The sequence below is a fragment of the Nocardia vinacea NBRC 16497 genome (assembly GCF_000308835.1).
GTDB classification, from domain to species: domain Bacteria; phylum Actinomycetota; class Actinomycetes; order Mycobacteriales; family Mycobacteriaceae; genus Nocardia; species Nocardia vinacea.
The window spans coordinates 1-19904 of the sequence record NZ_BAGN01000114.1; the positions used below are offsets into that span (position 1 = coordinate 1).

Annotated in this window: 16 protein-coding genes; 6 read left to right on the forward strand and 10 right to left on the reverse strand. The window is 66.1% G+C overall.

What is annotated here, in order from left to right:
- On the forward strand, window positions 1-1918 hold a 1918-nt coding region (locus tag ON44_RS51960; protein ID WP_218007579.1), incomplete at its 5' end, for a serine/threonine-protein kinase.
- Here ON44_RS51960 and ON44_RS15535 read toward each other — a convergent pair.
- The 6 genes from ON44_RS15535 to ON44_RS54025 all read right to left on the reverse strand — a co-directional run bounded on the left by ON44_RS15535 (window position 1915) and on the right by ON44_RS54025 (window position 7242).
- Window positions 1915-3039: a BTAD domain-containing putative transcriptional regulator gene (locus ON44_RS15535; RefSeq protein ID WP_040690573.1), complete on the reverse strand. Its 1125-nt coding sequence runs from the start codon at window positions 3037-3039 to the stop codon at window positions 1915-1917. The two genes, ON44_RS51960 and ON44_RS15535, sit on opposite strands and share 4 nt — an antisense overlap.
- A gap of 189 nt (window positions 3040-3228) precedes the next feature.
- Window positions 3229-4902 (reverse strand): IS1182 family transposase, encoded by a 1674-nt coding sequence (locus ON44_RS15540; RefSeq protein WP_083897901.1) that lies wholly within the window; start codon window positions 4900-4902, stop codon window positions 3229-3231.
- A gap of 11 nt (window positions 4903-4913) precedes the next feature.
- A complete protein-coding gene (locus tag ON44_RS52560) occupies window positions 4914-5348 on the reverse strand; it encodes a transposase (RefSeq protein WP_245567169.1) in 435 nt (144 codons plus the stop codon).
- A 20-nt stretch (window positions 5349-5368) separates the two neighbouring features.
- Entirely contained in the window at window positions 5369-6409 is a 1041-nt protein-coding gene (locus ON44_RS15550) for a crotonase/enoyl-CoA hydratase family protein (RefSeq protein ID WP_040690577.1), read from the reverse strand.
- A 108-nt stretch (window positions 6410-6517) separates the two neighbouring features.
- Window positions 6518-6931, reverse strand: coding sequence for a YybH family protein (locus tag ON44_RS15555; protein ID WP_040690579.1), 414 nt, complete (start codon window positions 6929-6931; stop codon window positions 6518-6520).
- Between the two features lie 140 nt (window positions 6932-7071).
- A complete protein-coding gene (locus ON44_RS54025; RefSeq protein ID WP_373283166.1) occupies window positions 7072-7242 on the reverse strand; it encodes an amino acid permease C-terminal domain-containing protein in 171 nt (56 codons plus the stop codon).
- 132 nt (window positions 7243-7374) lie between these two features.
- Between ON44_RS54025 and ON44_RS15560 the strand changes: the two genes are divergently transcribed.
- Together ON44_RS15560 and ON44_RS15565 are read left to right on the forward strand one after the other, a co-directional pair.
- Window positions 7375-8568 carry an RNA-guided endonuclease InsQ/TnpB family protein gene (locus ON44_RS15560; RefSeq protein WP_218007581.1) on the forward strand — a complete coding sequence of 398 codons (1194 nt, stop codon included), beginning with the start codon at window positions 7375-7377 and terminating at the stop codon, window positions 8566-8568.
- A 411-nt stretch (window positions 8569-8979) separates the two neighbouring features.
- Window positions 8980-10497, forward strand: coding sequence for a flavin-containing monooxygenase (locus ON44_RS15565; protein ID WP_040690582.1), 1518 nt, complete (start codon window positions 8980-8982; stop codon window positions 10495-10497).
- A 9-nt stretch (window positions 10498-10506) separates the two neighbouring features.
- Here the strand turns inward: ON44_RS15565 and ON44_RS15570 are convergent, their stop codons facing one another.
- The 3 genes from ON44_RS15570 to ON44_RS15580 form a co-directional block, all read right to left on the reverse strand.
- Window positions 10507-11958 (reverse strand): alpha/beta hydrolase family protein, encoded by a 1452-nt coding sequence (locus ON44_RS15570; protein ID WP_051182060.1) that lies wholly within the window; start codon window positions 11956-11958, stop codon window positions 10507-10509.
- A 36-nt stretch (window positions 11959-11994) separates the two neighbouring features.
- Complete coding sequence (locus ON44_RS15575; RefSeq protein WP_040690585.1) at window positions 11995-12552, reverse strand: ArsR/SmtB family transcription factor; 558 nt, start codon at window positions 12550-12552, stop codon at window positions 11995-11997.
- 191 nt (window positions 12553-12743) lie between these two features.
- On the reverse strand, window positions 12744-13355 hold the full coding sequence (locus ON44_RS15580; protein ID WP_040690604.1) for a TetR/AcrR family transcriptional regulator: 612 nt from the start codon (window positions 13353-13355) through the stop codon (window positions 12744-12746).
- A gap of 49 nt (window positions 13356-13404) precedes the next feature.
- On the opposite strand from ON44_RS15580, the gene ON44_RS15585 reads away from it, so the two are divergent.
- The gene (locus ON44_RS15585; protein WP_040690586.1) at window positions 13405-16662 is read left to right on the forward strand and encodes an acetyl-CoA carboxylase family protein; all 3258 of its coding nucleotides are present in this window, start codon (window positions 13405-13407) and stop codon (window positions 16660-16662) included.
- 21 nt (window positions 16663-16683) lie between these two features.
- Here the strand turns inward: ON44_RS15585 and ON44_RS15590 are convergent, their stop codons facing one another.
- Window positions 16684-17871, reverse strand: coding sequence for a serine hydrolase domain-containing protein (locus tag ON44_RS15590; protein WP_245567170.1), 1188 nt, complete (start codon window positions 17869-17871; stop codon window positions 16684-16686).
- Between the two features lie 364 nt (window positions 17872-18235).
- Here ON44_RS15590 and ON44_RS15595 point away from each other — a divergent pair, with 364 nt between their 5' ends.
- Complete coding sequence (locus tag ON44_RS15595) at window positions 18236-18640, forward strand: YciI family protein (protein WP_245567172.1); 405 nt, start codon at window positions 18236-18238, stop codon at window positions 18638-18640.
- A gap of 10 nt (window positions 18641-18650) precedes the next feature.
- Window positions 18651-19895, forward strand: coding sequence for an RNA polymerase sigma factor (locus tag ON44_RS15600; protein WP_040690591.1), 1245 nt, complete (start codon window positions 18651-18653; stop codon window positions 19893-19895).
- Window positions 19896-19904 lie beyond the last annotated feature (9 nt).

Here is a 19904-nt window from a genome sequence, read left to right on the forward strand (position 1 = left end):
GTTCCAGCGCGAGGCCGACGCCGCCGCGCGACTGCGCGAACCGCATGTCATCCCGATTCACGATTACGGCGAGATCGACGGCCACCTGTATATCGATATGCGTTTGGTGGACGGTGTCAGCCTGCCATCGGTATTGGAGCGCAAGGGGCCGATGCCTGCGCAGCAGGCGGTGGCGGTGATCCGCCAGATCGCGTCGGCATTGGATGCCGCGCACGCCGAAGGACTGGTCCACCGTGACGTCAAACCGGACAACATCCTGCTCACGCCGGAAGGTTTTGCCTATCTGGTCGACTTCGGTATCGCGCATTCGGATGCCGATCACGGCCTGACCACCCACGGTGCGGTGATCGGTTCGTTCAGCTATATGGCGCCGGAACGGTTCCGGGCCGAGCACACCACGCCCGCGGTCGACGTCTACTCACTGGCATGCGTGCTCTATGAATGCCTCACCGGCGCACGACCGTATCGTGGCACCACCGATGCCGAGATAATCAGCGCCCATCTGTTCAAGCCGGTGCCGCGACCGAGCACGATCCGGCCGAATGTGACGCCCGCGCTCGATACCGTCATCGAGCGCGGCATGGCCAAGAACGTGCGCGATCGTTACCGGGCAGCAGGGGACCTCGCACAGGCGGCGGAGGCGGCGCTGACGAGTGCGGGCGCGGTTACCGAAGGTCATACGGCGGTATCCGCGACCGACGAACGAACCTCGAATAGTGAAACAGGACAAGCCAGTTCACCCGATACCGCGACTCGTGACGACCTGTTGTCCGTTGCTCGGAAACCGGATACCGAGCGATCCGATGTCGAGCAGCCCGAAGCCGAGACACGTGATACACAGGGCGTCACGGTGGCCGAGCCGCGCCGCCGACGCCGCAGGCTGACCGCGCTCGTCCTGGCACTCGCCGCCGTGATCGCCGCCGGGGCGGGATTCGGAGCCTGGACCTTCCTCGGCGATCGCAAGGGCACAGCGGTCGCCGACGCCACCGCGTTGCGCGACGCGGATATCGATCTGCTGAAGATCGTCTCCCAGACCGGCCGCAAACGATCCACCTGCCAGCACGAGCAGCCCGATACCTCCACCACCGTCGCGGTCATCTTCTGCCCGGACCACCCCGCCGCCAGTGAGTCGGCGGTTCGATACATGCGTTTCCGCAATCTCGACGCACTGCACGACTACTACAATCTCCTGATCCGCACCTTCCAGGCCACGAACTGCCCGGGTGACCCCGCCGGGGCGGACGGCCCGGTGATGTACGAGGGCAAGGAGATCGGTCGCAAGGCGTGCGTCGCCAACCGCGCCGAAGCACCCGACGCGCCGAAACCATCCCTGCTGGTGACCGATGAGCCCCAGCTGGCACTGGCCTTCTTCATCTGGCCGTCGCCGAGCGACCAGCCGCTGCGCGACTACATGTCCAAGTTCGCCGCCTCCCAGTTCCTGACCGCCGAAGCCACCCGTGACCCGGACTATTTCACCCCCGAGGACCGTATCGTCCTCGGGCATCTCGGCAATGCCTTCGGTCCGGGGAACTGTCGGCACGTGCCGCCGCCCGGTGGCACGGTGAATGCCACCATCGCGTGCAGTACCCCGCCCGACTATCCGTCCGCACTGTTCTACGGATTCCCGGACAGCCAGTCGGCCGACACCCTGTACCGCGCCGACGTCGGGGTGCTCGGCGGACACAGCTGCGGGGGCGCGGGCGCCGACGAGGTGTGGCGCAGCGGGGGCAAGGACATCGGCCGATTCTTCTGCTTCCTGGACAACGATCCGGATATCGGCACCCGGACCTGCCTCATCGCCGTGCACTCCGATGCCCACCTGATCGCTCAGTTCTGCACACTGGTACCGGAAAACCCGCTCCCCGGACCGAAAACCGAAGCCCAACTGCGGGACTGGTTCGATAAGCACATCACCTAGTTGTGCGGCATGACGCCGAAGGTGAATTCGGTATCGCCGATCCGGATCGTCACACCATCGGTGAGCGCGGCGCCGTCGATGACCCGAACCCCGCCGACGAACACACCGTTGGAGGACAACAGATCCTTCAGCACGCACGTCACCCCGTTGCTGACGATCACGGCGTGATGGCGACTGACCTTGCCGTCGTCGAGCACGATGTCGTTATCGGGCAGTCGGCCGATGCGGGTGAACGGGCCGGTGATCGGGAAGGTCTGCCCGGTCGAATCCCGCAGGTACGCTTGGGATCCGGGCGCTATCAGGTCGACGACGGTGGTGACGCGCAGTGCGGATGCGACGGCATCGGCAGGCGGGGTGAGCGGTTCCTGGCGCAGCATCTTGGCTTCGAGTTCGCGAATGGAGGCCACCGGATCGATGCCGAGTTCATCGGCGAGCGTCACCCGCAATCGGCGCAGCGCCTCGAGTGCGTCGCTCTGTCGACCGCTCACGTACAGCGCGGTGATCAGCTGCTCCCAGAGCGGTTCGCGCAGCGGATATCTATCGGCCAGTTCGGCCAGCTCGGCGATGACGCCGTCGGCCCGGCCCTGCGCGATCTCGGCTTGGGCGCGGGCTTCGATGACGCCGATCCGTTCGTCGTCCAGGGCGGTGGCGAAGGCATCGGCGAAGCCCAGGCCCTGCAGGTCCGCCAGTGCGGTGCCGCGCCACTGTCCCAGCGCGCTGGAGAGCACCTCGCTGGCCACCGAGAACCGGCCCGCGGCCATGGCCCGCAATCCGGATTCCTTGCGCCTACGGAACCGCTGGACATCGCAGCTGTCCGCGGGCACCGTGATCCGGTAGCCCGTGCCGGCGCGCGACAGGATCGTGCGCGCGTCGAGTCCGGCATCCCGCAATGGCTTTCGCAGATTCGACACGATGGTGTGCAGGCTGATCCGGACATCCGGCGGCGGATTCTCCTCCCATACCGCCTGTGCCAGCGCCTCCGTCGACACCGGCCGGTTCGCATTCACCACCAGATACGCCAATACCGCGCGCTGTTTGACACCACCGAGCGGTTGCGCGACCTCATCGATCGTCAACTGCACCGGTCCGAGCACCCCGAACTCCGCGCGCATATCCGACATCCCCCAGTCCTCCCGTTCTCGAAATACCTATCGAGCACCACGACCCCGCCGTTTCCGGTATCAATCGTGGCAGCGGGGTGCCGCGTTCGGAGACCACGCCGTGGAAGAAGTATCGGACGATCGCGCCTGTCGTGCATCCGACATCGTTGACGTCCTCTCCCGCTTGGAGGACTCTGTTGCCCAATTCGATCACCCGGCCAGTGCGAAATCGAGGGTGCTGAGGTGGGAGTGTCTGGTGTGTCCCAGGGGTGTGCCGGTCCACCAGGCGTCGAGTCGGATCAGGTTGATCGCGGTGGCGGTGAGTGTGTGAGCGAGGTGGGTTTTGGCCAGGCCGTGGTAGCGGGAGCGGCGGGCACCGAGGGTGACGGCTTGGTGGATCGTGCCCTCGACACCCGCGCGGATGGCATAGCGGTGTTTCCAGGTGTCGGTGGCCTGTTCGGCGCGGGCGTGTTCGAGCGCTTGGTGCTGTTCGCGGTGGCGCAGGGTGAGTTTGCGGGCGTTGGTTTTGGAGGAGGTGCACCGGGCGCGCAGTGGGCAGGGTGTGCAGTCGGCCTTGCGGAAGTCGACTTTGAGGACGGGTTTTCCCCGGGCTTTCTCGGTGCGCCAGCTGCTGCGGGTCGCCCCGCCGGGGCAAGTGACCTGCTTGGTGCCCCAGTCGATACTGAAGTGGCTGAGGTCGAATGCGTCGGGATCCTTTGTCTGCCAGGTGGTGTCGGCGCCGACTGGGCCGATCAACTCGATGCTGTGTTCGGCCGCTGCGGTGAGGATCAGCTCGGCGCTGGCATAACCGGCATCGACGGCGTGTTCGCCGGGCAGCAGGCCACGGCCGGCCAACCGATCGTGCACGACGGCGGTGATGTCCTGGTCGGTGACGGTGGCGTCGGTGGTTTCCACGTTCGTGATCACATGCGGTGTCCCGGAAACCTCGACGTCGTCGCAGGTCTCGGTGAGGTGGACCTTGTAGCCGATCCATCCCGACCCACGTTTGACCCCGTAGCGGGCATCGCTGTCATAGGGGCTGGCCAGCCTCATCCTGCCCGGCGGGAGATCTTTGGACTCCCGCCAGGCCACCTGCGCCCCGGTGCCGGTGATCGTGCGATGGTATTGCTGGATCCAGGCCGTGCGCAGGATCTCGACGGCTGGAACTTCACGCAGCCAGGCTGGTGCGCCGGGACTGAAAACCGCCTCCAGCAAACCGAAACCGTCCTGGCCGATGGTGATCGCCAACTCAGCGCGAGCGGCCTCACCTTTGGGCATACGGTAGGAATCCACCCGCGCCCCATAGCGTTTCGCCCACTCGGGCCGAATGTGGGCAGCCAGCCAGCCGGGATCGGCCGCAGCCAGGGCTTCCAACGCCGCCCGCAGCGTTTCGCCGACGAACTCGATCCGGTTGAGTGTGCGCACCGCTGCCAGCACATGCGTGGAATCGGTCCGTGCCCGACCCCCGGCCTTGACCAGCCCCACCTGCACCAGCCGGGCCAGCATCAGGTCCAGGATCTTCCTCTCCCACCCGTGCTCGACCAGCCGGGCGCGGAACCCGGTGAGCACGCTGTGGTCGAAACCCGCGTCGTCGAGTTCCAACCCCAACGCATACTTCCAGTCGATCCGGCCCCGCACCTGGTCAGCGGCCTGCCGATCGGTCAGATTCTCAGCGAACTGCAACACCGATACCAGCGCCAGCCGCCCCGGCGACCAGCCCGGACGACCCCGCGCCCCGAACACGGCGGCGAACTGCACATCGCCGAACACCGCCCCAAGCTCATCACGCACCCGCATAGCCAGGCACCCTTTGGGAAACGCCGACCGAGCCACCCGCGCGGTCATCTCGGGCACCTCGGCCCACGGACCCGGCAGCAACGACACCACACGCCTCGCTATCCACCACAACCAACATCGATCCGATGATCTTGAACCATCCAACTAACGAAGAGGACCGAATTGGGCAACAGAGTCTTGGAGGCGGGAGATTCCGCTCTGTGCCGGTTATGCCGCGCTTCCGGTGGGTTCCTGCTTCGACGCCGGTCGCTCGGCCGAGGCAAGTCTGACACCAGCTCCACAGGCGTTGGGCTGTCCGCACGTCCTGCGGCCAGAATGTTCTTCGCGGCGTTCTTGCGTGACAACGACTGTTGCGCTTTGCGGAGCTTGCGTTCGGCACGGCGCAGGAATCTCGGGTTCTCGATCATCGTGCCGTTCGACAACACCGCGAACGACGTCAACCCCAAGTCGATACCGACCTCGGAATCCGAGCTGGGCAGCGGCTCGGAATCGACTTCTACTACGAACGACGCGAAATACCTTGGGTGAAGCACCGCTACACGCGCTGAGCGCGTTATTCCTCCGCGCGGAACTGGGCGCGCTTGTAGTCGCCGTACGGTTCGTCGCGCTCGCGCACGGCCTCACGGAAACCCACGGTGGCCGAACGCAGTTGGAAGGCGTAACCCTCGCGCGTGTGCCGCGAGATCCCGTCGAATACCGTGCTGATCATCGCGGAATTCGTCACGCCCTGTGAATGCAGCGCCGAATTGAGCGCCAGTTTGGCCATCATCAGCTGGTTGATCGGCATGCGCGCGATACGTGCCACCAACGCCTCGGTTCGCTCGTCGAGTTCATCGGCCGGACATGATTCGACCGCGAGCCCCCATTCCTCGGCTTGCTTTCCGCTGATGCAGTCACCGGTGAACAGCAGCCGCTTGGCGCGCTGATCGCCGAGGCGATGCGCCCACATACCCGCCGCCGGAATACCCCATACGCGGGTGGGCGGATAGCCGATTTTGGTGTCGTCGGCGCAGATGATCTGGTCGGAGTAGAGCGCTATATCGGTGCCGCCCGCGATCGCGAAGCCGTGCAATTTCGCCACGGTCGGCTTGTTCGCGTTCATGAGGCTGGCGAAACCGCGGTTGAACCGGCTCATCATGGCGTAGTCGATCATCGGATCCCAAGTGCCCCAGGGATTGTGATTGACCGCCTGCACCACCGGATCGGCCACCGTGCCGGTGGTGTCGATCGAGCCGTCGACACCGTGGCTGCCCTGTTCGGCGAACATATCCAGGTCATAGCCGCCACAGAAACCCTTGCCGCGCCCGGATACCAGGATGACGTGCACCCGCGGATCCAGATCGGCCCGCTCGACCGCATGCGCGAGATCGACCGGGGTATCCGGGGTGATCGTATTGCCCTTCTCCGGGCGGTTGAAGGTAATGCGCGCGATGCGCCCGTCGCGCTCATAGGTGAGTGTGCGGTACTCGCGTTCGCCAGCGGGCTCGGGACGATCCCGCCACGGCGAATCGGGTACCTCCGTCCAGTTCTCGTACCAGGCCGCGGGGCGGGTGCCCGCATGGTTCGAAAAGGCTTCGCTATCAGGCTGATTCACGTGGAACTCCCGGTGCACTCGATGCCGTATTCGCGGCAACGGTGCACCACGCCACCGGCGGTCGCTGCATCGTTGCGCTCGATGCCACCGTAGCGAACCGGCGCGAGCTCAGGCCTCGGGTGCCGCAGTGTCGTCGGGGAAGGAGTGGTGCTCGTGCACCACGACCCAGCGTCCGTACTGTTTACGCAGGCCGAAGGTGATGCGCAGGCGCTTGGCCGGATCGCGGGCGAAATCCTCCGCGGTGCCGCACAGCAGCAGCGCATGCGCGAATGCCACGTCTGCGCCCGCCTCTACCTCCAGCGAAACGATGTCGAATGTCGCACCCGATGCCTGCCATTCGAAGAAGCCCGGCCAGGTATCCCGATAGGCGTCGATGCCACGCACACCTTCATTCGGTGGGGGCACATCGAACATCACGATATCGTCGGCGTGATCGGTGACAACACCGGCCAGATCGCCGGTATGCACCGCCGCCGCCCACCGCTCGATCAGGATCCGGATCTGCTTCTCGTTATCGGACATATCGGGTCGTCGTCCTCTCCGGCCCGGCCGCGAGGGGTGTGCGCCGTGGCTCTTACCCAGAGAGCGTGCCGAATTCGCCACGGGGACGCAATATTTCGGAATGCATTCGTGCAAGATCCCAATGGCGAATTTCGCGCCGGTTACCGATCGGCAGAAACCGTTGAGTCAGTTATGGTCGGGACGGCGAGTGATGACCGTTTACGGCCGTAGCCCAGGTAGACCGCAATGCCGACGACCACCCAGACCGCGAAGCGCAGCCAGGTCAGCCCATCCAAGGTGGTTGCCAGCAGTACGCAGCCAGGCAGAGGCAACGCTCGGTGAGCGTGATGATCGAAGAGATCAGATCGGCAATCTCACCGTGCGCCCTCGACAAGGCACTGGACGTACGGAAGCCGCGTTTTCACAATCTAGCGTGTTAATGTGTGAACGTGGCGAAGACCCAGGTGAAGCGGGCTTACAAGTACCGCTTCCATCCGACCGGCCAACAAGAGCGGGAGCTCTTGCGCACGTTCGGTTGTCTCCGCTTGGTCTACAACAAGGCGCTGGAGGCTCGGACGACCGCGTGGTACACCGAGCAACGGCGCGTGAACTACAACGACACCTCCGCGATGCTCACCACGTGGAAGAAGACCGATGAACTCGCGTTCCTCGGCGAGGTGTCGTGTGTGCCGTTGCAGCAGGCGCTGCGTCACCTGCAGGGTGCATTCGCGAACTTCTTCGACAAGCGGGCGAAGTATCCGCGGTTCAAGTCGAAGAAGAAGTCCCGCGCGTCTGCCGAGTACACGAGGTCGGCGTTCCGGTATCGCGATGGGCGACTGACTCTCGCGAAGATGGACGAGCCACTCGATATCGTGTGGTCGCGTCCATTGCCGGTGGGGGCGGAACCGTCCACGGTGACCGTGTCGCGGGACGCCGCGGGGCGCTGGTTCGTGTCGCTGCTGGTGGAAACCTGCATCGCCCACCTTCCTCCGACGCCCAGCGCGGTCGGGGTCGATGCGGGGATCACGTCGCTGCTGGCGTTATCCACCGGGGAGAAGATCACCAACCCGAAATATCAGCAGCGCGAACACATTCGGCTTGTGAAAGCCCAACGGTCCCTGGCCCGGAAGGCGAAGGGGTCGGCCAACCGGGAGAATGCACGTCGCACGGTGGCGCGTATCCATGCCCGGGTTGCCGACCGGCGGCGCGACTATCTGCACAAGGTGACCACTCGGCTCGTTCGTGAGAACCAAACGATCGTGATCGAGGACCTCAACGTCGCGGGGATGCTGCGGAACCACAGCGTCGCGCGTGCGATCTCGGATGCCTCATGGTCGCAGTTCCGGTCCATGCTCGAGTACAAGGCCCGCTGGTATGGGCGTGAGGTGATCGCTATCGATCGCTGGTTCCCGTCGAGTAAGACGTGCTCGGTGTGTGGGCTGCTGCTCGATCACTTGCCGTTGCATGTGCGGGAATGGACGTGCCGCTGCGGTGCGGTCCATGACCGGGATGTGAACGCGGCGAAGAATATTGTGGCCGCCGGGCTGGCGGTGACGGCCTGCGGAGGCGGTGTAAGACCAACCCGGCGCTCGCCGGCGCGGCAGCCGCCTGTGAAACAGGAATCCCAACCTGTGAAGGTTGAAATCCCCCGCCTATAGGCGTGGGACGAAGTCAAGAACTCCCTTTGCTGTTTTTTTGGGGGTACCGTCGCTCTTGCTCCAAACCGACCGGCGGAGTCGGCTATCCGTTGTGGTCACAGGAGTCCAAGTCCATGCGCTCGACGTAGGGGACAGGCAGTCGAGAGTGACGCGCAGGTATCCACGGGCGCGCATGCGTGGCGTGCAGTTGCGCGCCGAGTGCGCGGTTGCAATGCGCGCAGTCAGCCTCTCGCGCAACCTCGGGGGCAAGTGCAGTGCTCGGAGGTCGATCACCACGCGAGCGTCGAGACCGACTGCCATCCGTGCATTCTCGAAGTCGAGGCAGCTAGACGTTACTAGAGATAACAGGTAATCTTGGTAGACGGTCGGGCAAGGGTGCCCGGGTGAAAGCAGACGAAACGGATTACCTCAATGACGCGGCATGTCGACGTACTGATCATCGGCGCGGGCCTGTCCGGCATCGGGATGGCGTGCCATCTCACCCGCGAGCAGACCGGACGCAGCTATACGATCCTGGAACGCCGTACTGCCATCGGCGGGACCTGGGATCTGTTCCGGTACCCGGGCATCCGTTCCGACTCCGACATGTTGACCTTCGGCTTCGGCTTCCGTCCGTGGATCGGCACCAAGGTGCTCGCCGACGGGCCGCACATCCGCCAATACATCGAGGACACCGCCGCGGAATACGGCGTCACCGAGCACATACGGTTCGGGCGCAAGATGACCAAGGCCAGCTGGTCCAGCGAAGCCGAGCTGTGGACCGTCGAGGCCCTCGACGAGCAGACCGGCGAGACCGAGATCTACACCAGCAACTTCCTCGTCGGCTGCACCGGCTACTACGACTACGACAACGGATACCGTCCGCAGTTCCCGGGCGAGGCGGACTTTCGTGGACAGATCGTGCACCCACAGCACTGGCCGGAGGGACTCGACTACAGCGGAAAGCGCGTCGTGGTGATCGGCAGCGGCGCGACCGCGATCACGCTGGTTCCGGCGATGGCCGACGACACCGCGCACATCACCATGCTGCAGCGCTCGCCCACCTACATCACCGCGCTGCCCGCCGATGACCCGGTCGCGGTCGGCATGAAGTACGCGCGGGTGCCGGAGAAGCTCGCCTATCGGACCGGCCGGGCGCGCAATATCGCGTTGCAGCGGGCCAGCTTCCAGCTCTCGCGCACCAATCCCGAGTTGTCGAAGAAGCTGCTGCTCGCCGCGGTGCGAATGCAACTCGGCAAGCAGATCGATATGCGGCATTTCACGCCGTCGTACAACCCGTGGGACCAGCGACTGTGCGTCGTCCCGAACGGCGACCTGTTCAAGGTGCTGCGCAGCGGTAAGGCATCGATCGTCACCGATCACATCGACCGGTTCACCGAAACCGGCATTCGGCTCGCATCCGGGGAGGAATTGCCCGCCGATATCGTCATCAGCGCGACCGGTCTCACCGTGCAGATCTTCGGCGGCGCGGCGCTCGAGGTGGACGGGGAGCCGGTGTCGACCCGCGAGCACGTGGTCTACAAGGGCACTCTGCTCGATGGCATCCCCAACGCGATGCTGGTCCTCGGCTATACGAACGCATCGTGGACGTTGAAGGCGGATCTGGCCGCCGAATACTTCTGCCGCCTCCTCAACCACATGAAGGCCCACGGCTACACCAAGGTCGTCGCGATCGCCGAAGACGCCGACCGCTCCGATCAGTCACTGATGGGCGGCGCCCTGACCTCCGGCTACATCCAACGCGGCGACGGCGTCATGCCCCGCCAGGGCGCCCGCGGCCCCTGGCAGGTCATCAACAACTACTTCCGCGACCGCGCGCTACTACGCAAAGGACAACTGGAGGACGGGGTACTCACCTTCGACGGCGCAGCAGGTGCCGCCCGGCCCCGCCGCAAGCCGAGAGGTCAGGCGCGCAAGCGGATCGCCTAGCAAGGGTTTTCACGCGACGAACAATCCCCAAGTGGCCGCCCAAGCGAGCCACAGACACCCGGCCGTGAACAGTACGCCGAGTGCGATCCGATGCCGCCCGATCAGCGCGGCCCGGGCGCGAACACTCGCAATACCGGTGACGACCAGCAGACCCACGGTGATGAACGCCAGCAGTTGCAGAGCCAGCCACACGATCGGCCGGGACAGGGCCACCGGGCCGAGGGGCCGCGCATTCAAGGCGAGGATCGACACCACGTAGATGACCGTCGCGAACACCGAGAGCAGTCCGGCCGACGCCAGCAGGCGCGCAGGCCGGCGGGGGGCCCGGGTATGGCGCATCCGGTGGTCGGAGGCCGACATCAGCAGATAGCCGACGAAGCCGACCAGCACCAATGTCAGGACCGTGAGCTGTGTCCACGCAGACGTCCACCTGCCGTGCCCGGGATCGGTGCTGATCACCGCCTGCGGGGGCGGGGTGTCGGCGGACGAGGCAGGTGGATTGCCGTTCGCGACCTGATGCACCCAGCCGGTCACGGTGTCGAAATAGCCGGGTGCGAAGGCGCCGCGCGGCGCGCCCGGACCCGGTGCGGGCCCGAGCCGGTCGAATCCGTCGGTGGTCGAGCGGCCGTTGTGGGCCGAACCGGCGAGGAAGCGAATCGTCACCGACGGCGCGGCCGTGAGCGTATCCCTCAGCACTGCGGCGCTTTCCGCCGGCGGGGTCTGCACGTCGTACTGTCCCCAGAGGGCGAGGACGGGAATCCGCACGGCGCGCAGTGCGGGCAGCGGGTCGAAGTCCGCGGCGGGGAACACCCCGGTCTCCTCGAGCAGACGAGCGGCCGGTCCGGTGACGGTGTCGGAGAGCGGTCCGGCGTCCCCGCGGTGGCGCAGGGTGGTGGCGAGGCTCCAGGTCTGCGAGCGCAGCGGGGTGCGGCCGGAGGCGCCGAGCGTGACCAGGAATCCGATGTCGGCGGAGCCGGAGGCTGCGAGCGGCGCGACCCAGCCGCCGCCCTCGCTGAAGCCCCACAACCCGACCCGGTCCGCGCGCACTCCCGGTGTGCGACACAGGGTTTCGACCGCGCCCAGGGCATCATCGGCCAGCAGGGAGAAGTCGCGATGGCCGAACGAGTAGCCGATCGTTCGTTTGTCGTAGATGAGTGTGGTGATACCCGCCGCGGCGAAGGCCCGCGCCTCGTATAAGTATTCGGCGCGCGGTCCCGGTCCCGAACCACCTACCAGTACGATGCCGGGGGAGTCGGAATGCGGTGTGGCCGGGGCGATGATGGTGCCTTGCAGCGTGAGCCCGTCGCCACCCGTGAAGGTGACATCGGTGCAGGTGAAACCGCTGCAGTCGAGCGCGGGTGCGGCCGTGGCGGGTCTGGCCGGGAGGAGCTGCACGCCCAGCAGGGCGAGCAGGCATGCGGCGGCGAACCGGCCGCGTCGTGGCGATCGGGTGAGGTGCATGGGTGGCCTTTCGGCACGGATTCAGATGTGCGGGATTCAGATTTCAGGGAAGGCGAACAGGCGCAGCAGCACGGTCTTCCGGTCGTCGTCGGAGTCCGTCGGCGCGCCGTAGCGCTGGACGAGCCGGATGTATTCCTCGAAGAATTCGCGCAACTGTTCCAGGTCGATGCGAAGGGTGGCGCGGGAGAACAGGAATGCGTCGGCCCACGCGCCCAGCCCAGGGGCCTCGCGTTCGAAGGTTTCGTAGAGTTCGACCAGTTCGGCGAGGTTGTGCCGGGTCATGTCGGCGGTGGCCGCGCGCATGTCGTCGGTTTGTTCGGTGTAGGCGGGGTAGCGGCGGTCGCCGGGTACCGTGCGCCACCAGCGTTCCTTTCCGCTGGCCAGTTCCGGAACTTCCTCGATGAAGCCGTGTTTGGCCAGTTGCCGCAGGTGATAGCTGGTGAGCCCGGTGCTTTCGCCGAGCGCTTGCGCCAGTGAGGTCGCGTTCACGGGCCCGCTGCGCAGTTGCTCCTCGATGCGCCGGCGCAGCGGGTGCGCAAGCAGCCGCAAGACGGCGACATCGGTAATCGTCCGGGGGACAGGCTGATCGGCCATGTCTCCGAGCGTAGGACTTACAAAGAGAGTTTGCAAATACTATTTGCACACTGTGGGTACGACCGGGTGATGACTCGAATCCGAGCCGGGTTGAGCTCCAGAGCGTTTCGGCAACAATTCTTGCCGGGGTCGCCTCGAGAGCTGTGGATCCGACTGGCGGCGACCAGGGTCACATCCGGGATACGGGTGAATCAGGTTGGGGACAAGAGGGTTTCGGCGACCGTCTGCATGTGGGCCAGGTAGGTGGCGCGGGCGCGGGGGGTGGCGTCTGCGCGGGTGAGGGTGCCGCGGGTCAGGGCATAGCCGATGGTTTCGGCGATGATTCGTGGCGGGACGGTGGGGGAGATGTGGCCTGCGGTGTGGAGGCGTTCGATGTAGCGGGTGAAGCGGCGGATGGGCCGTTCGGCGATTTCCTCGGCGAGTACGGCGACTCGGTCGTCGACGGCACCTCGTTCATCGATGAGGCGCAGCATGGGTCCGGCATTGCGGACCGCGGCGGCGAAGGCATCGATGGTGGCGGCCAGCATTACTCGGGGATCGTCGATATCGATATCGGGTTCCTGTGCGGCGAGGAAATCGTCGCGGACCCGGGCGGCGAGGGCGAGGAAGATTTCGTCCTTGGAGGCGAAGTAGACATACATCGTCGCGCGGGAAACGCCTGCGGCAGCGGTGATATCGGCGACGGTGGTCTTCTCGTAGCCGCGCTCGGCGAAGACGCGGGCGGCGGCATCGAGCAGCGCGCGATGGCGATCGGTATCGGATCGTTCCCGCGCCGCACGCACCGACCAGCCTGCCTGTGTCATGAAATCATCGTCGTTGACATTGACGTCAATGTCAAAGCAGACTGTCGGCATGCGTGTGGTGGTAGCGAACAGGGGTGAGGTGGCGGTCCGGGTGATCCGGACGGCACGCGAGCGGAATTACTCCACCCTCGCGCTCCATACCGGTGAAGAGGCAACGGCCCTGCCGGTGTGTTTGGCCGATGACGCGGTCCAGCTGCCGGGCATCGGTGCCGCCGCATACCTCGACATCGCCGCTGTAGTCGCCGCGGCCAAGGGGGCCGGCGCCGATGCACTGGTGCATCCCGGCTACGGATTCCTCAGTGAGAGTGCCGATTTCGCGGCAGCATGCGCCGCCGCCGGTCTGGTATTCGTCGGGCCTGCACCCGGGGTGCTGCGCATCTTCGGCAATAAGCTGTCGGCACGCGACGCCGCACGACAGGTCGGAGTCGCGGTCCTGCCCGCAACGTCCGTCGGCGCGGACCTGGCGGAAATTTCCGCGTTCTTCGCAGACCACCCGAGCGGTGTGATGCTGAAGGCCGCAGCCGGTGGCGGCGGACGTGGCATACGTGCGGTCCGCACTGCGGACACACTCGCCGAATCACTCGACCGCTGCCGAGCCGAAGCTCGCGCCGGTTTCGGCGATGACACCGTATACGCCGAAGCGCTGGCCGCCGAAGCACGCCATATCGAGGTCCAGGTCATCGCGGACGGACACCGAGCCATCACCCTCGGCGACCGTGACTGCAGCATCCAACGCCGCCATCAGAAACTCATCGAAATCGCCCCGGCCCCGAATCTGCCTGCCGCCCTTCGGGAACGACTCCACCGCGACGCCATCCGCATAGCCGAATCGGTCTCCTGCCGCGGCGTGATCACCGTCGAATTCCTGGCCACCGCCACCGATGCCTGGTTCCTCGAGGTCAACCCGCGCCTCCAGGTCGAACACACCGTCACCGAGGCGGTAACCGGCGTAGACCTTGTAGCAGTCCAACTCGATCTCGCCCGGGGCGCCGCCTTGCACGACCTGGGTCTTGCGCCGGACCCGACGGGTCGTGATGTGCGAGCGAATGGCTTTGCGCGGGGGTTCGCGGTGCAGGCGCGCGTCAATGCCGAGATGGTCACGGCAGGTGGGGAGATTCTGCCGAGCACCGGTGTGCTGACGGAATTCGCCGCGCCGACCGGGGTGGGCGTTCGGGTGGATACCGCGGCGTTCACGGGCATGCGGCAGGGCGCGCAGTTCGATTCGTTGCTGGCGAAGATTGTCGCGCAGGGGCCGACGTATTCGGCTGCGGTGCGGCGGTGTTCGGATGCGTTGGCGGAAACCGTGATTGCCGGTGTCGATACCAACACGAATCTGCTGCGTGCGGTGCTGGATCAGCTTGCCGATGGGGGCAGTGTTTCCACTTCGTGGTTCGAGGAGGTTATCGGCGAACTTGTCGGTCGGGCAGGCGATTACGCGCCTACTGCGGCCCAGCGCGCGGTCGACTCGGTGACAGAATATCCGGCGCATGCGCTCGCCGAGCATCGAAACCCGGCGGCAGTAGATATCCAGGCTGCGCTCGAAGACGATGAGCAGGGTATGCGATCGCCGATGGGCGGTACCGTCGTGAGCTTGGCGGAGCCGGGCAGCATTGTTCCGGCCGGTGCGGAAGTCGTTGTGCTCGAGGCAATGAAAATGCAGCACGTGCTGCGGGCCGAGCAGCCGCTGCGGGTATCGCGCCATCTGGTGACACCGGGCGCGACGGTCGATCCGCATGCATTGCTATTGACTTGGGTCGCGACCGATCACGATGGACCGGCCGTCGATATCGATGCGATCGACCTGGATGCCGTGCGTGCGGATCTGGCTGAAGTGCGCGAGCGGCATCGAATCGGACTCGATGCGGGCCGCCCGGCCGCCGTCGCGAAAAGGCATAAGCTGGGCCGCCGTACCGCCCGGGAGAACATCGCCGACCTCGTCGACGACGACAGCTTCCTCGAATACGGCGCCCTCGCCGTCGCCGCACAGCGACTACGCCGCAGCCCCGAGGATCTGATCGCCAACACACCCGCGGACGGGCTGATCGGCGGCATCGCCACCATCAACGCCGACCGATTCGGCGCGGAAGCCGCGCGCGCACTGGTCATGTCCTACGACTACACCGTGCTGGCCGGCACCCAGGGCATGCGCAATCACGCCAAAACCGATCGCATGCTGGAAATCGCACACGAACAGCGCCTACCCGTGGTGTTCTTCACCGAGGGCGGCGGCGGGCGACCGGGGGATACCGACTATTCGGGCATCTCGGGCCTAGACGTGACCACCTTCCGCGCGATGGGCGCGCTGTCGGGTCGAGTTCCGCTGGTAGGCATCGTCTCCGGACGCTGCTTCGCGGGCAATGCGGCGCTGCTCGGCATGTGTGATGTGGTCATCGCGACCCCGGATGCCAATATCGGCATGGGCGGTCCGGCAATGATCGAGGGCGGCGGACTCGGCGTCTACGCACCCGAAGATATCGGCCCCATCGATATCCAACGCCGCAACGGTGTCGTACATATCGTCGCCGCCGACGAGGTCGCCGCGGTCGCCGCGGCCCGTCGTTATCTCTCGTATTTCCAAGGGCCGCTGCAGGATTGGGCGGCACCGGATCCGCGCATCGCCCGCCACGTGGTGCCCGAGAATCGACTGCGCGCCTTCGATATCCGCGAAGTCATCGCCGCGGTAGCCGACGTCGAGTCGGTCCTGGAACTGCGCCGAGACTGGGGCGTCGGCGTGGTCACGGCACTCATTCGCGTCGAAGGGCGCCCCTTCGGCCTCATCACCAACGACTGCCACCACCTCGGCGGCGCGATCGATGCCCCCGCCGCCGAGAAGCTCAGCGCATTCCTGCAACTCTGCGATGCCCATGGCCTGCCGATCGTATCCCTCTGCGACACACCGGGTTTCATGGTCGGTCCGGAGGCGGAGAAGGAAGGTACCGTCACCAAGTTCAGCAAGCTGTTCATCGACTCCGCCGCACTGACCGTCCCTCTGGGCACCGTCATCATCCGCAAGGGCTACGGCCTCGGCGCACAGGCCATGGCCGCGGGCTCCTTCCGCGCGCCGCGCTTCGTAATCGCCTGGCCCACCGGCGAAATCGGCGGTATGGGCCTGGAGGGTGCGGTCCGGCTCGGCTTCGCCAAGGAACTCGCGGCCATCGAAGACCCCGAGAAGCGCCAGGAGGCCTTCGACAACCTCGTCCAGCTCGCCTACGCCAACGGCAAGGCCCTGACCGCCGCCACCGTCCTGGAACTCGACGACGTCATCGACCCGGGCGACACCCGGCGTTGGATCCGCACCCTGCGCTGAACCGCGAGACCGGTGCGCCGCCTAGGCGATGGCATTGATTACCGCGTCGACGAGATTGCGGGCACGCAGGTCCGGAGCGCCTTCGATGATGTAGTTGGTGACGTAGGCGAAGGCGATGCCGGTGTCCGGATCGGCGAAGGCGAGGGAGCCGCCGCGGCCCGCATGGCCGAAGGCGTTGGGACCGCCGAGTGGGAAACCTTCGGTGGGAAGCATGTATCCGGTGGCGTAGCGGTCGGGCAGCATGAGGACGCGGTCGATGCCCGCGACCTGCTCACGTGTTGCGGCGGCACGGGTTTCGGGGGCCAGCAGGCGGGCGCCGTCGACCTCGCCGACGGTCGCCGCATAGAGCCGGGCGAGGCCGCGCGCGGTACCGATGCCATTGCTGGACGGGATCTCGGCGGCCTGTACCGCGGGATCATTGAAATCGATATCGGCCGGATCGGTGACCTCGAAGGCGCGGTTGACCAGTGCCTCTGGATCACGCATAGCGACGACCATCGGCCGGAATGCCTCCGGGACGAACTCGTCCGGAACCGTAGCCAGATCGACCTCCGGCGCGAATACGAGTCGGCTGACGCGATGTCGTTCGGACGCGGGCAAACCGATGAAGAAGTCGACATCGAACGGTCCGGCGATATCCTCGGCCAGAATCCGCCCCACGGTGCGCCCCGTCGCCCGCCGGATCACCTCACCGACGAGCCAGGCGAACGTCCGCCCGTGGTATCCGTGTGCGGTGCCGGGCGGCCAGTTCGGGGTCTGCGCGGCGAGCGCATCCACCATCGGTCCCCAGGCCAGCGCATCCGCCAGGGGTACCGGCTTATCCAACGCGGCCAGCCCGGCCTGATGGGTCAGCAACCATCGCACCGGGATATCGCCCTTACCCGCCGCCGCGAATTCCGGCCAGTACTGCGCGACCGGCGCGTCCAGGTCGAGCTCACCACGCTGGGCGAGCAGATGCGCGACGGTCGCGGTGACGCCCTTGGTCGCCGAGTAGACCAGCTGCAGCGTGTCGCGCTCCCACGGCCGTTCACCCTCCGGATCGGCGAGCCCACCCCACAAATCCACCACCGGCCGGCCATCCCGATACACCGCGACCGCCGCTCCGACATCCCCCTGCTCGGCGAAATTCGCCGCGAATACCTCTCGCACCGCCTCGAACCCGGACGCGACAACTCCATCGATCACCATGTCCCCCAGCATGTCACGCATCGCGTCGCCTACGGCGGCCGTAGCCGTACCCCTGGCAGCTCGGGTGCCGCAGCCACGATGGATGATCGTCAACCTTTGCGGCGCGTAGCGGAGACCTCGAACGCCAAAGGCGGGCCGGCCATCGATGCATGGCGGCCAGACGCCGTCGAGCGCTGTTGCCGGGCGATGTCGCCAGATCGGCTGCTCGACGTCAGCCTCACCGCAGCGGGTTCTCACCAGCATCGCGCGATCGGCCGCGCACACCCAACTGCTGCGGTCGGAAGTTTTTTCGGCGGACATGTCCGAGAATGGTCAGCGGCTGCGACGTATCTGACGAGCGGCGCCACCAGGACGCCGCCGGAGCGGAGGAGTTGTCGTGAAATACATGATCCTGAGCTACGGCTCGCAGCAGGACTACGACGGCATGGTCGGCAAGGACACCGGAAAACCCGCATGGAGTGCCGAGGATTTCGCGGCCATGGCCGAGTTCATGGGAAACCTCAACAAGAAGTTGACGGAATCCGGGGAGTTGGTCGAGACGCGTGGTCTGGCAGAACCGGTGCACACCCGCCGCATCACCACCAAGAATGGTGCACCGTTGGTGACCGACGGTCCCTATGCCGAAACGCAGGAGGTGCTCGCCGGATACTGGATCGTCGAATGCGAGAGCTTCGACCGCGCCACCGAAATCGCGGCCGAACTCAGCAAATGCCCGGCCCCGCCGCATATCGCCGATACGGCCTACGCCGATGTCCGGCCCATCGCGGAGTCCGCCCCCGAATTCGGCTGAGCCCCTTCCGATGTCGGATACCGAGGTCGAGGACCTGCTGCGCACCTGCGCACCGCAGGTCCTCGCCGCGCTGGTTCGGCGCTACGGTCATTTCGACACCGCGGAGGACGCAGTGCAGGAGGCACTGCTCGCGGCCGCGACCCAGTGGCCCGAAGCCGGCATTCCGGACAACCCGCGCGCCTGGCTGATCGCCGTCGCCTCGCGCCGACTGACCGACCTGCTCCGCAACGAACAGGCCCGCCGCAGGCGCGAGGACACCGTGGCCCGCTGGGCACTGCCCGAGGACTGGCTCACCCCGCCCGCCGACCGCGACCCCACCGACTCCGACGACACCCTCGTCCTGCTGTTCCTGTGCTGCCACCCGTCGCTCACGCCGACCGCGCAGGTAGCACTCACGCTGCGCGCGGTCGGCGGCTTGACCACCACCGAAATAGCCCGCGCCTTCCTGGTCTCCGAGGCGACCATGACCAAACGCATCGGCCGCGCCAAGAAGATGATCAAGGACAGCGGTATCGGCTTCGCCCCACCCGCCGGCGCCCACCGCGACGCACGCTTGGCCGCCGTGCTGCACGTGCTGTATCTGATCTTCACCGAGGGCTATGCCAGCACCTCGGGACCGAGCCTGCACCGCGTCGAACTCTCCGCCGAGGCCATCCGCCTGACCCGTCTGGTGCACCGCCTGCTGCCCGACGATGCCGAAGTCACCGGCCTGCTCGCGCTGATGCTGCTCACCGATGCCCGCCGACCCGCCCGCACCGGACCCACCGGCGAACTCATTCCGATGGAAGATCAGAACCGTGCACTCTGGCACACCGAAGCCATCACCGAAGGCGTCGCGCTGATCACCGAGGCGTTGCCACACGGCATGCCAGGTCCGTATCAGCTGCAAGCGGCCATCGCGGCGCTGCACGACGAGGCGCCGACCTACCAGGCCACCGACTGGCCACAGATCACGCTGCTCTATGAACGGCTGCTGGCCTTGGTCGACAATCCGATCATCGCCCTCAACCACGCCGTGGCCGTCGCCATGGCTCGCGGACCGCTGGCCGGTTTGAAGCTCGCCGACGATCTGGCCGACGGCGGCAAGCTGGCGGGGGATCACCGCCTGGCAGCGGTCCGGGCCCATCTGTTGGAATCGATGGGAGACCGGGCCGGTGCCCGCGAGGCATATCTGCTTGCCGCACAACAGACGATGAGCCTCCCGCAACAGCGCTACCTGCACACCCGCGCCACCCGCCTCAGCACCGACGAGTAGAAAGGAAGC